This is a genomic window from Haloactinopolyspora alba (genome assembly GCF_003014555.1).
Taxonomy (GTDB): domain Bacteria; phylum Actinomycetota; class Actinomycetes; order Jiangellales; family Jiangellaceae; genus Haloactinopolyspora; species Haloactinopolyspora alba.
Window position 1 is genome coordinate 178,709 of the sequence record NZ_PYGE01000009.1, and the last position, 12,095, is coordinate 190,803.

The following is a 12,095-nucleotide window of genomic DNA, read 5'->3' on the forward strand; positions in this document are numbered from 1 at the left end:
GGCCCGATCATGGGCTCGGCTCGCCACGTTGCCGCCCGCGCTCGATCTCGTCCGCCAGTTCGGCGAGGACAGCGGCCACCGCACGGGCCTCGGACGGGTCGAGGCCCGGGAGCCTGCGGCCGGTGGCGCTGCGGCCGAGTGACACCACGACGGTCGGGCTCCGGCCGCCCTCGATCCAGGTCGCGCCCGCGCCGGGCAGGCGTCGTACGTCACCCAGGCACGTGCCGTTGGGGTCGTGCTCGGCGCACCACGGGTCGTGCCCGGGGGCGTGGTCTTCGGTCACGGCGACTACCTCCTGACGTCATCGCGGAGCGACAGTTCCCTACGAGCCGGCTGTTCGGGCTGGTCGGGGCGAGCGGGCCGGGTGCCGACGACGGTGGCGCGTGCCGCGCACCGGCCTCGACGGGACTCCGTCGGCTCCCGCCGTGCCGTCACCTGTTTCAGTGCGGTACGGCGCGGAGGAAGACGAGACACGGCACCACGCCGACCGGGCGTGACCCGGAGCGGCGGATGCCGACCTCACAAGACGCGACGCGAGCCACCGTCGTCCGGCGCTCGCGTCACACCAAAGAGTTACACCGGTGTGCTTCGCCGTCAACGAGCAACCGGGCCGGGCGTCGTCGGCCGGTGTCGCGGGCCGGTCTTGCGGGCTGAGGTCGCGCCGGACGTGCGGGCTGACGTCGCGCCGGGCACGGTGTCGCCACGGCCCGGCCTCCGGACCGGACGCGGTGCCGATAGGGTCGGTGTCCATGCCCGCACTCGCCGACGTCGTCGCGGTCCTCGAGCGGCACTATCCGCCACGTCTGGCCGAGTCGTGGGACGCGGTCGGGCTGGTGTGCGGAGACCCGGGAGCGGACGTGCGCCGTGTGCTGTTCGCCGTCGACCCGGTGCAGTCCGTGGTCGACGAGGCGCTCGAGACCGGCGCGGACCTGATCGTCACGCATCACCCGCTGTTCCTGCGTCCGGTCCACGGTGTCGCGGCGACGACGCCGAAGGGCCGGCTGGTGCACCGCCTCGTCACCGGCGGCGTCGCCCTGTACACGGCGCACACGAACGCCGACAAGGCCGTGCCGGGCGTCAACGACGCGCTGGCCGACGCGCTGGGGCTGGGCGTCGTGGGCCCGCTGGCGCCGGACCGGCCCGACCATGGCCCGGATCATGCGGCGGACGGGGCGGTGGGGCTCGAAGGGCTCGGCCGGATCGGCACGCTTCCCGCTCCGGAGACGCTGAGTGCGTTCGTCCGCCGAGTCGCCCGGGCGTTGCCGCCCACCGCGTCCGGGGTGCGGACCAGCGGCGATCCCGGCGCGACCGTGCGTACCGTCGCGGTGTGCGGGGGAGCGGGCGACGCCCTGCTCGAGACGGCGCGGTCGGCGGGCGTCGACGCGTACGTCACCGCTGATCTGCGCCACCACCCGTCGTCGGAGTCCGACGAGGCCGAAGGGCCGGCGTTGGTCGACGTCGCGCACTGGGCGAGCGAGTGGCCGTGGCTGGCCCCCGCGGCCCGCCGGCTCGTCGCGGGGTTGTCGGAGCAGGGACCTACGGTGGAGACTCACATCTCCGACACACCGACGGATCCGTGGACCGTGCACCAGCCGTCCCGCGAGTCTGGTGCGACCGATGAAGGGAGCCCCTCCTGAACGCTGATCCCGCCGCCCAGCTGCGGCTGCTCGACCTCCAGGCCGCCGACAGCAAGCTCGACCACCTCGCGCACCGCCGGTCGACGTTGCCCGAGGCCGCCGAGCTCGAGTCGCTGGCCGCCGAGCACGCCCGCCTGCGCGATGCCGAGGTCGTGGCCAGTACGACCGTCAGTGATCTCGAGCGCGAACAGAAGCGCGCCGACACCGACGTCGAGCAGGTCCGCACCCGCAAGGCGCGTGACCAGAAGCGTCTCGACGACGGACAGGTCGCCTCGCCCAAGGAGCTCGAGAACCTGCAGAGCGAGATCGCCTCGCTCGAGCGCCGCCAGAGCGTGCTCGAGGACACCGAGCTCGAGGTCATGGAAAGGCTCGAGCAGGCGCAGCGCGAGGCCGAGTCGACGGCCTCCGAACGCGAGAGCGTGGGCCGCAAGGCGCAAGAGGTGCAGGCCGCCCGCGACGCCGCCTGGGCCGAGATCGACCAGGAGGCCGCGTCGGTGCGCGACGAGCGCGCCGCCATCGCCGCCGAGATGCCGGACGAGCTGCTGTCGCTGTACGAGAAGATCCGCTCCGAGCGTGACGGCGTCGGCGCCGCCGCGTTGCACCAGAAGCGCTGCGAGGGCTGCCGCCTCCAGCTCGACGCCGCGGAGCTCAACCACATCCGCGGGCTGGCGCCCGAGGTCGTCGTCCGGCACGAGGAGTGCCGCCGCATCCTGGTGCGCACCGCCGAGTCGGGGGTGTGACCGTGCGCCGACTCGTCGTCGAGGCCGATGGCGGTTCCCGCGGCAACCCGGGGCCGGCTGCCTACGGCGCACTCGTCCGCGACGCCGACACCGGCGAGGTGCTGGCCGAGGTCGCCGAAGCCATCGGGGTGGCGACGAACAACGTCGCGGAGTACCGCGGCGTGCTCGCCGGCCTGCGCGCCGCGCACGACATCGCCCCGGACGCCCTGGTCGAGGCCCGCCTCGACTCCAAGCTCGTCGTCGAGCAGATGTCCGGCCGGTGGAAGATCAAGAACCCCGACCTGCGTCCGCTGGCGCTCGAGGCCCAGCGCGTCTACCCGCCGGCGAGCGTCACCTACACGTGGGTCCCGCGCGAACGGAACAAGCACGCGGACGAGTTGGTGAACCAGGCTCTGGACGGCAAGCCCGTCGGCGTGGCGTCGATCGTCGCGGCCGGCGACGAGGACGCCGCGAGCGAGCCCGCTGGGGTCGCGGCGCAGGTGGCGTCGTGGAGCCCGGAGCTGGCCACACCCACCACCCTCATCCTCGTCCGGCACGGCCAGACCCCGATGACCGCTGCGCGCCGGTTCAGCGGCAGCAGCGTCGAGGGCCCGCCGCTGGACGAGACCGGCCGGGCGCAGGCACAGCGGGCCGCGCAGATGCTCGCGCCCTCCGGTGCGGTCGCGGTGGTGGCGTCACCCATGCTGCGCACCCGGCAGACCGCCGAGGCCGTCGCCGAGGGCCTTGGCGTCGAGGTCCGGGTGGACGACGGCTGGCGTGAGGTCGACTTCGGCGAGTGGGAAGGGCTCACGCTGCAAGAGATCACCGAGCGGTACCCGGAGCAGGTCGCCGAGTGGTACGGCTCGTCCAGCGTCCGTCCGCCCGGTGGCGAGACCCTCGACGAGGTGGCGCGGCGGGTGGCGCTGGCGCGGGACAAGACCGTCGCCCGCCATCCGGGTCAGGCCGTCGTCGTCGTGACGCACTCCATGCCGGTCCGGTCGATGATGCGGATGGTGCTGGATGCGCCTCCGGAGGCGATGTACCGCTTGCAACCGGCGACCGGGTCGGTCACCGAGCTCCAGATCTACCCGGACGGCAACACCGTGATCAGCGGGTTCGGTCAGCGCCCGTAGAGGGGTGTCAGCGGGCGGGCACGTGGCGGACGATCACGTCGACCGTCGTCGGGGTGGTGGGCCGCGGGCCGGGCGTCGACTCGACCGACCAGCCGTCGGCCGAGAGCAACTCGGCCAGCTCCCGCGGCGTCGCCGGGTCGTTGTCCAGCTCGAGCAGCCGGCGGGCGATATGGCCCTTGGTGGCCTTGTTGTGGTGGCTGACGACGGTGCGCTTGCCGTCGTGCTCGTGCAGGACGCGCACGGCTGCGGTGCGGGACGCGGCGTCCACATCGGGGCGCCAGAAGCCGGCGTAGGTGCTGGAACGCAGATCCACGATCAGGCCGTCGTCGGTCGGCGGCAGTGCGGTGCGCAGCACGGAGCGCCAGAACGTCGAGACCTTGCCCACGCCGGGCAGGGTGACGTCACCGCCGAGCCGGTAGGCGGGGATGGTGTCGGACGGGCGCAGCGCTCCCCAGAGTGCGCTCATCAGCACGAGCGCCGAGTCGGCACGCGCCGCGGCGGCACCGCCGAGCTCGGCCAGCCCGAGTGCGTCGTGCAGTACACCGGAATAGATCAGCCGTGCGGGTGCGGCCGGGGCATGCGGAAGCGCGCCGTTGCGGGCGACGTCGTCGGCCTGCTGCGGGCCGAGGCCCAGGGTGCGTACCGCCGCGTCCGGCTGCTCGCGGCACAGCCGGACCAGCGCGGCCATCATGTCGACACGGTCGCCGGTCAGCTGCGGGAACGACAGCGCGTCCAGATCGACGGGTGCGCCACTCGTCGGCGCCGTCTTCCCCTCTGACGGCGGGAGCAGGATCAGCACGACGGCCAGGGTACGTGGCCGTGCCGGCACGGCCACCGCGTGGTGCGCCGGTGAGCGTCCGGAGCGTTCACGGCTGTCTTGTAGCGTTCCGGCATGGCCGGATCAGCGCAGTACACCCATGGTCACCACGAGAGCGTGCTGCGCTCGCACGCATGGCGCACTGTCGCCAACTCCGCCGCGTACGTGAGCCCGTGGCTGGTCCCGGGCACCGAGGTGCTCGACGTCGGTTGCGGTCCCGGCACGATCACCACCGAGATGGCGTCGCTGGTCTCGCCCGCACGGGTGGTCGGGGTGGACGATGCCGACGTCGTGCTGGCCGGCGCACGGGAGCACGCGGCCGCGGCAGGGGTGCGCAACGTGGAGTTCCGCGCCGGCGACGCGTTCGGGCTCGAGTTCGCGGGCGCGTCGTTCCACGTGGTCCACGCGCATCAGGTGCTGCAGCACGTCCCGGACCCGGTGGCCGTCCTCGGTGAGATGGCGCGGGTGTGCCGGCCGGACGGTGTCGTCGCGGCCCGCGACTCGGACTACTCGGGAATGTTCTGGTTCCCGCAGATCCCGGAGCTGGACGAGTGGTTGCGGCTGTATCGGACGCTGGCCCGGCACAACGGAGGCGAACCGGACGCCGGCCGCCGGCTGAAGTCGTGGGCCCGAGCGGCGGGCCTCGACGAGGTCACCGCGTCCGCGAGCGTGTGGTGCTTCGCCGAGGACGCCGACCGGCAGTGGTGGGCCGCGATGTGGGCGGACCGGGTGCGCGAGTCGTCGTTCGCCCACCAGGCCGTCGAACAGGGACTGGCCACGGTGGCCGACCTGACGAGGATCGCCGACGGGTGGCGGGCGTGGGCCGAGCACGACGACGGCTGGTTCATGGTGCCGCACGGCGAGATCGTCGCGGCGGTGGGGTGACCGGCCGCCGATCGTGACGCGGGCCACGACCTGTATTCTGGCGGGGACGAGTACGGGCATCGGATTAGTGCCGAAGCCCGAGCGATACTAGGGTCTCCCTGTGCTCACGATGCAGGATGCGCTGCTCGCGCTGACGAAGTATTGGACCGACCGTGGCTGCCTGATGGTGCAGCCGTACAACACCGAGGTCGGCGCCGGAACCATGAACCCGGCCACCCTACTCCGTGTGCTCGGTCCCGAGCCGTGGCACGTCGCTTACGTCGAGCCGAGCGTGCGGCCCGACGACGCCCGCTACGGCGAGAACCCGAACCGGCTGCAGACGCACACCCAGTTCCAGGTCATCCTCAAGCCCGACCCGGGCGACCCGCAGGAGATCTACCTGGCCAGCCTCGAAGCGCTCGGCATCGACGTCCGCGCACACGACATCCGTTTCGTCGAGGACAACTGGGCGAACCCCGCCACCGGCTCGTGGGGCCTGGGCTGGGAGGTCTGGCTGGACGGGCTCGAGATCACCCAGTTCACCTACTTCCAGCAGGCCGGCGGTCAGACCCTGGATCCGGTGTCGGTGGAGATCACCTACGGCATCGAGCGCATCATCATGGCACTGCAGGGCGCCGAACACTTCACGGACATCGCCTACGCGCCCGGCATCACCTACGGCGAGGCCTTCGGACAGGCCGAGTACGAGATGTCGCGGTACTACCTCGACGACGCCGACGTCGCGGCGAACCGGGCATGGTTCGACGGCTATGCCGCCGAGGCCGAGCGGCTGATCGAGCAGCGCCTGCCGGTGCCCGCCTACACCTACGTGCTGAAGTGCTCGCACACGTTCAACGTGCTGGATTCACGCGGCGCCATCAGCACCACCGAGCGGGCCAAGGCGTTCGCCCGGATGCGCGGCCTGGCGCGCGAGGTCGCGTCGCTGTGGACCGATCGCCGCGAGGAGCTCGGCCATCCGCTGGGCACCACGCCACGCCCGCGCGCCACGTCCGACGTCGAGCCGCCGCTGCTCGACGCGCCGGACACCCGGCCGGCCGAGCTGTCCGGGCCGGCGCCGCTGCTGTTCGAGATCGGCACCGAGGAACTGCCTCCGCGCGAGGTGACGAACACCGTCGAGGCGGTCCGCAAGGCCGTCGGCGACAAGCTCGCGGCGACGCGGCTCGGGCACGGCGAGGTCGTCGCGAACGGAACACCGCGGCGGGTCGTGGTCCAGGTCGACGACGTCCAGCCGCGTGAGCCGGACGCGGAACGCACCATCCGCGGGCCGCGCGTCACCGCCGCGTACGACGCCGACGGCGCACCGACCAAGGCGCTCGAGGGGTTCGCGCGCGGACAGGGCGTGGCCGTCGACGAGCTGAACACCGCGGACTACGGCGGCAACGAGCACGTCGTGGCCGTCGTCACTGACACCGGCCGGGGCGCGGTCGAGGTGCTGGCCGACGTGCTCGGCTCGGTCGTCTCCGAGCTGCGCGCGGACAAGAACATGCGTTGGAACGATCCGGAGCTCTCGTTCAGCCGGCCGATCCGGTGGCTGACCGCGCTGCTCGGCGAGGTTCGCGTGCCCGTCACGGTGTCGTCCCTGGTCAGCGGGCGGACGACACGTGTGCACCGAGAGTCCGCGCAGCCGGTGGTGCGGGTGCCGTCCGCCGCCGGGTACGAGGAGTTCCTCGCCGGGAACGGCGTCGTGGTGGACGAGACCGAGCGTCGTGACCGCATCGTCTCCGCGGCGGGGTCGCTGTCGGCGGAGGTCGGCGGCCACGTCGACACGACCGCCGAGGCCGCCCTCGTCGACGAGATCACCAACCTGATCGAGGAGCCGAACGCGCTGCTGGGTGGTTTCGACACCCGCTACCTCGAACTGCCCGAGCAGATCCTGACGACCGTGATGCGCAAGCACCAGCGCTACCTGCCGGTGCGCGGTCCGGGAGGCGAGCTGCTCGCGTACTTCGTGGCCGTCGCCAACGGCGACTGCGACACCGACGCGGTGCGCGCGGGCAACGAAGCCGTGCTGCGCGCCCGGTACGAGGACGCGGCGTTCTTCTGGCGCGCCGACCTGCAGGTCGCGCTCGAGAGCTTCCGGGAGGGCCTGAGCCGGCTCACCTTCGAGGAGAAGGCCGGCTCCATGGCCGATCGGGCCGACCGGATCGAGGCGATCGCCGGCGACCTCGGTAAGAGCGTCGCGCTCGACGCCGAGGCCGGCGCCACCCTGGCGCGTGCGGCGCAGCTGGTGAAGTTCGACCTGTCGTCGCAGATGGTCATCGAGCTGCCCACCCTCGCCGGTGTCATGGCGCGGGAGTACGCGGTGCGCGCGGGCGAGCCGGCCGCCGTCGGGCAGGCACTGTTCGAGACGGAGCTGCCGCGCCACACCAGCGACGCCCTGCCCGAGAGCCTCCCCGGGGCGGTGCTGGCGCTCGCCGACCGCCTGGACCTGCTGATGGCGATGTTCGCGCTGGGCGCCAAGCCGACCGGAAGCTCCGATCCGTTCGGGCTGCGGCGTGCGGCGCTCGGAGTGGTGCGCATCCTGCGGGCCACTCCGGAGGTGTCGTCGGTCACCGTCGACGGCGGCCTCGCGGTTGCCGCCGAGCGGCTCCGGGCGCAGGACATCGAGGTCGGCGACGAAGCCGTCGCCACGGCCCGTGAGTTCGTGGTGGCGCGGTTCGCCCAGCAGCTGCGCGACGAGGACGAGCCGGTCGACTTCGTCAACGCGGTCCTGCCGGGCGCCGACGCGCCGGGCCGTGCCGTCGAGACGCTGCAGACGCTGCGGTCGCGCTCCGACGACGAGGCTTTCCGCGGGCTGGTGGCGGCGTTGCACCGCATCGCGCGGATCGTCCCGGAAGTGACGGCGGCCGAGTACGACCCCGAGCTGCTGACCGAACCGGCCGAGGTGCGGCTGGTCGAGGCGGTGCAGACGCTGGGGGACTGGTCGCAGGGCCGGGTGGCCGGCTTCGCCGACGCGGCTGCAGCCGTCGTCGACCCGGTGAACTCGTTCTTCGACGACGTCCTGGTCATGGCCGACGACGAGGCCGTGAGGCGGTCGCGTCTCGGGTTGCTCGCGACGCTCGCGGCGCACAGCCCCCGGTCGGTCGACTGGGTGGCGCTGGACACCGCCCTCGGCTGACTCCACGGGGGACGTGGCGCGGTCAGCCGATGTCGTGCTGGTGCCGCGGATCGTCTTCGTCGGGGTGTTCGCCGCGCGCGTGGTCGGCGTGGAACAGCGCCTGTTCGAGCAGCTGACGCACGTGCGTGTCGGCCGCGTGGTAGTACACGAACGTCCCGTCGCGGCGGCTGGACACCAGCCCGGCGAGCCGGAGCTTGGCGAGGTGCTGGCTGACGGCGGTCGACGTCGAGCCGACCAGCTCGGCGAGGCAGTTGACCGACGACTCGCCCTGCAGCAGCGCCCACATGATCTTGACGCGGGTGGGCTCCGCCAGCATCCGCATGGCATCGGCAGCCCGGTCGACCTGCTCGGTGCTGGGCATCTGAAAGCCGGTCAGCGATTCGTGCACGAGCGCGAGCGTAACGCTGTGAACACTAGTTGCGCATCTACGCAATTACGTAGACAATGCATCGATGACGGATCACCACACCGGGGACGGTCACGAACACGAACACGAACACCCCGACGGGGCCGTCCGGCGCGTCCTGCACGCGCTCAAACCACACAGCCACGACTCGGCGACGGCCATCGAGAGCGCGGAGAGCAGCGCCGGCGCCGGGGTCCGGGCGGCCTGGATCAGCCTGATCGGCATGATGGCGACCGCCGCGGTGCAGCTGGCGATCGTGGCGATCAGCGGCTCGCTGGGGCTGCTGGCCGACACCGTGCACAACCTCGGACACGCGATCACGACCATCCCGCTGCTCGTGGCGTTCAGGCTCGGCCTGAGGCCGCCGACCAGCAGGTTCCCGTACGGTTACCGGCGCGCCGAGGACGTCGCCGGCATCCTGATCGCACTGGTCATCGCGCTTTCGGCCGCTCTGATCGTCGCCGAGTCCGTGGGTGCCCTGCTCGACCCACGGGCGATGACGAACACCGGCTGGGTACTGGCGGCCGCGCTCGCAGGTGCCGTAGGCAACGAGCTCGTGGCGGTGTACCGCATCCGGGTCGGCCGGCGCATCGGGTCGGCCGCGCTCGTCGCGGAGGGGCAACACGCCCGGGCGGACGGCCTGACGTCGCTGGTCGTCGTGTTCGGTGTCGTCGGCACCTGGCTCGGTTTCCCGCGCGCCGACGCCGTCGTCGGTCTCGTGGTCGCCGCGGCGATCCTGTGGTTGCTGGTGACATCGGCGCGCACCATCGTGCGCCGGCTGATGGACGGTGTCGACGACGGCACCGTCGACTCGATCGCCACGGTCGCCGGGGCCGTTCCGGGCGTTCGCGGCGTCGGCCGCGTCCGCGCCCGCTGGACCGGCCACCGCATCGAGGCGGACGTGGAGGTGTCCGTCGACGGCGCCGTGCCGGTGCGTGACGGGCACCTGATCGCCGCCGACGTGCTGGCCGCGCTCGTCCGGCAGGTGCCGCACCTGCACCATGCCGTCGTCCACCTCGAGCCGGCGGACGGCATGGCTCGCCCGGACGTGCCGGTGACATGACGTCGTCCGTGCAGGGTCCGGCTGCGCCGCGGGCCTTCTCCCGCGGGCCAATGTCGTGCAATGAATTAGGTCAGCCTATCCTTGGCACATGACTGTCTTCCGCACCCGGCATTTGCGCTCGTCCCGAACAGGTTCGATGGCCGCCGTCGTCCTGACCGCACTGTGCGCGCTCGTCGCGTGCGGAGGCGCGGACACCGAGGCCGTAGGCGAGACCCAGAGTGGCGACGATGATTCCGCCACTGCCGGGGCCCCGCAGTTCCCCGCCTCCGTAGAGCACCGCTACGGCACCACCGAGCTCGAAGAGGCGCCGGAACGGATCGTCACGCTCGGCTTCAGTGATCAAGACGCGGTGCTGGCCTTCGGCATCACGCCCGTCGCCGTCACGTACTGGTACGGCGACCATCCGCACGCCGTATGGCCCTGGGCGCAGGAAGCGCTCGGGAACGCCGAGCCCGTCGTACTCAACGACGGCACCTTCACCGGCCAGCAGAACTTCGACTACGAGCGGATCGCCGGGCTCGAGCCGGACCTGATCGTCGGCCTCTACACCGGGATGACCCAAGAGGAGTACGAGACGCTGTCGCGGATCGCGCCCACGGTCGCATCGTCGGGGGACTATCCCGAGTACGGCATGCCGTGGCAGGAGAGCACCCGGATGGTCGGGCAGATCCTGGGCCAGCCGGAGCGCGCGGAGCGGATGATCGCCGAGGTGGACCAGATGTTCACCGACGCCGCCGCAGCGCATCCCGAGTTCGAGGGCGTCGAGATGGTCGTCGCCGAGATGTTCGAACCGGGATCGTCATTCGTGCGTAGCGCCACCGACCCGCGCACGGTGTTCATGACGTCGTTGGGCTTCGAACTCCCAGCCGAGATCGCCGAACTCGCGGGCGATCGCGACGGAGCGGAGATCAGCGACGAACTGATGACCAAGCTCGACCGCGAGCTGCTGATCTGGAACGTCGGCAGCGATCCGTCGCTGCGTGAGCAGATCGAGAACAAGCCGCTGTACTCCAGCCTCGACGCGGTGCAGGACGGGCGTGTGCTGTTCATCGAGGACCCGTTGGTGTCCGGAGCGCTCACCTGGTCCACCGTGCTGAGCCTGCCGTATGCCCTGGAACACCTGGTACCCGAGTTGGCGGCTGCCGTCGGCAGCTGAGACGTCGGCCCTCGACACCGGTCGGGCGCGGCGAGCCGTCGTCTACCAGATCGTCGGGTGGGTCGGTGACCGGTAGGGCTCAGGGCCGGCGCGCCCAGAACAGCGCGTGAGCGCTGTCGCCCTCCGGGACGACGTCGCTGTGCTCGACGTCCAGCCCGACGTCGGTGATCCAGGAACGGTAGGTCGCCGCGTCGGCGTGGCTCCACCACATGGTTGCGCCGCCACCGAGCCAGTCGTCGTCGGTGCCGGTCCAGGCGCCGTGACCCGTCGTCGCGAGCAGCAGGCCGCCGGGCCGCAACCAGCCGGCGATACGGCGCAACAGCGGCGGCTGTTCGGCCAGGGGCAGGTGGATCACCGTGTACAGGCACACGACGGCGTCGAACGATGCGTCCGGGAACTCGACGTCGGTGACATCGGACTGCAGGAACGTCGCCGTGGGAGCGAGCTCACGGGCCCTGCGTACCTGCACCTCGCTGAAGTCCACGCCGGTGACCGCGTACCCGGCGGCGGACAACTCTCGGCTCACCGGCACGCCGCAACCGCACCCGAGGTCCAGCACCTCGCCGCCGGCCGGGATGCGTCGACGCAGTTCAGCGATCCAGGGCTGGTACCGGTCGTCGTTGCCGCCGTCGTCGGCGCGATACTGGTAGGAGATGGCGTCGTAGCCGAGCCGGACGGTTCGTTTCGGATCGTCGGAGGTCACGATGCAGGACGGTAGGGCTGCACGGCCCCGGAACGCGAGCGGGTTTCGACCCGACGTCGGCGCCGAGAACTCACGTGCCGTCGATCGGCGCCGCCGGCGCCGGCGCTTCGGACACGTACACCCGGATCTCGACGAGGTCACCGTCGAGATCCGCGCCGGCGCTGAACGTCGTGTCGCCCGCCGCGATACGCGCCGCTTCCGCAGTTGTGATGTGCAGTTCCAGTTCGGTGCCCTCAGGTGCGGACCTCAGGTTGGCAGAAGCCACGGTGCCCCCTCCGGATCGTCGCCTGCGAGCACCGTACTGCACCGGTGCTGGGGTGTTCCACAAAGCTGACATCTCGGGCGCCGTAGGTCACACAGCGTGCCACGTGCTCGCTTCGGACCTGCCGAGCGCTCCGGGATCGGCGTATCGCAGCAGGTGAAAAGGACGAGCCGGCCTGTAAGCCGGATTCTGTCCG

The 12,095-nt window shown here is 71.7% G+C and carries 12 protein-coding genes; 7 read left to right on the forward strand and 5 right to left on the reverse strand.

Features of this window, described 5'->3' with window-relative positions; translation table 11 throughout:
* Positions 1-7: 7 nt before the first annotated feature.
* A complete protein-coding gene (locus CLV30_RS14060) occupies positions 8-283 on the reverse strand; it encodes a hypothetical protein (RefSeq protein WP_106537843.1) in 276 nt (91 codons plus the stop codon).
* A gap of 466 nt (positions 284-749) precedes the next feature.
* Between CLV30_RS14060 and CLV30_RS14065 the strand changes: the two genes are divergently transcribed.
* From CLV30_RS14065 to CLV30_RS14070, 3 genes are read left to right on the forward strand one after another with little or no spacing between them, the layout of a single operon-like run.
* The gene (locus tag CLV30_RS14065) at positions 750-1,637 is read left to right on the forward strand and encodes a Nif3-like dinuclear metal center hexameric protein (protein WP_106537844.1); all 888 of its coding nucleotides are present in this window, start codon (positions 750-752) and stop codon (positions 1,635-1,637) included.
* A gap of 26 nt (positions 1,638-1,663) precedes the next feature.
* Positions 1,664-2,377 carry a zinc ribbon domain-containing protein gene (locus CLV30_RS26975; protein ID WP_420841999.1) on the forward strand — a complete coding sequence of 238 codons (714 nt, stop codon included), beginning with the start codon at positions 1,664-1,666 and terminating at the stop codon, positions 2,375-2,377.
* Between the two features lie 2 nt (positions 2,378-2,379).
* Positions 2,380-3,489 carry a bifunctional RNase H/acid phosphatase gene (locus tag CLV30_RS14070; protein ID WP_211300058.1) on the forward strand — a complete coding sequence of 370 codons (1,110 nt, stop codon included), beginning with the start codon at positions 2,380-2,382 and terminating at the stop codon, positions 3,487-3,489.
* A gap of 7 nt (positions 3,490-3,496) precedes the next feature.
* Here CLV30_RS14070 and CLV30_RS14075 read toward each other — a convergent pair whose 3' ends face one another.
* Positions 3,497-4,288 (reverse strand): YaaA family protein, encoded by a 792-nt coding sequence (locus CLV30_RS14075; RefSeq protein ID WP_106537889.1) that lies wholly within the window; start codon positions 4,286-4,288, stop codon positions 3,497-3,499.
* A 93-nt stretch (positions 4,289-4,381) separates the two neighbouring features.
* On the opposite strand from CLV30_RS14075, the gene CLV30_RS14080 reads away from it, so the two are divergent.
* On the forward strand, positions 4,382-5,191 hold the full coding sequence (locus CLV30_RS14080) for a methyltransferase domain-containing protein (protein ID WP_106537846.1): 810 nt from the start codon (positions 4,382-4,384) through the stop codon (positions 5,189-5,191).
* A gap of 109 nt (positions 5,192-5,300) precedes the next feature.
* Positions 5,301-8,309 (forward strand): glycine--tRNA ligase, encoded by a 3,009-nt coding sequence (locus CLV30_RS14085; RefSeq protein ID WP_106537890.1) that lies wholly within the window; start codon positions 5,301-5,303, stop codon positions 8,307-8,309.
* A 22-nt stretch (positions 8,310-8,331) separates the two neighbouring features.
* Here CLV30_RS14085 and CLV30_RS14090 read toward each other — a convergent pair whose 3' ends face one another.
* Positions 8,332-8,697: an ArsR/SmtB family transcription factor gene (locus CLV30_RS14090; RefSeq protein ID WP_106537847.1), complete on the reverse strand. Its 366-nt coding sequence runs from the start codon at positions 8,695-8,697 to the stop codon at positions 8,332-8,334.
* 64 nt (positions 8,698-8,761) lie between these two features.
* On the opposite strand from CLV30_RS14090, the gene CLV30_RS14095 reads away from it, so the two are divergent.
* Positions 8,762-9,778 carry a cation diffusion facilitator family transporter gene (locus CLV30_RS14095; protein WP_106537848.1) on the forward strand — a complete coding sequence of 339 codons (1,017 nt, stop codon included), beginning with the start codon at positions 8,762-8,764 and terminating at the stop codon, positions 9,776-9,778.
* Between the two features lie 88 nt (positions 9,779-9,866).
* A complete protein-coding gene (locus tag CLV30_RS14100; protein WP_205740867.1) occupies positions 9,867-10,934 on the forward strand; it encodes an iron-siderophore ABC transporter substrate-binding protein in 1,068 nt (355 codons plus the stop codon).
* Positions 10,935-11,013: 79 nt separating this feature from the next.
* On the opposite strand, the gene CLV30_RS14105 is transcribed toward CLV30_RS14100, so the two are convergent.
* Both CLV30_RS14105 and CLV30_RS14110 read right to left on the reverse strand, forming a co-directional pair.
* Complete coding sequence (locus tag CLV30_RS14105; RefSeq protein ID WP_106537850.1) at positions 11,014-11,637, reverse strand: class I SAM-dependent methyltransferase; 624 nt, start codon at positions 11,635-11,637, stop codon at positions 11,014-11,016.
* A 70-nt stretch (positions 11,638-11,707) separates the two neighbouring features.
* Positions 11,708-11,902, reverse strand: coding sequence for a hypothetical protein (locus CLV30_RS14110; protein WP_106537851.1), 195 nt, complete (start codon positions 11,900-11,902; stop codon positions 11,708-11,710).
* Between the last annotated feature and the right edge of the window lie 193 nt (positions 11,903-12,095).